Raw genomic sequence first — 218 nt, forward strand, 5'->3', positions numbered from 1 at the left:
TCTACCTCGGAAAAGGCTTCTTCGTAGCTTTCGAAACAATGTCGCTGGTAACACTCACGTTCCAGAACACTATGAAACGATTCAATAAAAGCATTTTTATTCGGTGTTCGAACGGGTGTCCGCTCATGCTCTAAACCTGCTTCTTCACAGAAGTTATAAAACGCTTTGCTTATAAACTGAGGGCCGTTATCGGTACGAATCACGAGCTTTGGCTCGGT

1 protein-coding gene is annotated in these 218 nt (G+C 44.0%); it reads right to left on the reverse strand.

Annotated elements, in window-relative coordinates; all coding sequences use genetic code 11:
- Positions 1-218, reverse strand: a 218-nt coding sequence (locus H7T88_RS28460; RefSeq protein ID WP_221791735.1) for an integrase core domain-containing protein, incomplete at both ends; no start/stop codon positions are given.

The organism is Paenibacillus cucumis (ex Kampfer et al. 2016), from assembly GCF_019748695.1.
GTDB lineage: Bacteria > Bacillota > Bacilli > Paenibacillales > Paenibacillaceae > Paenibacillus > Paenibacillus polysaccharolyticus.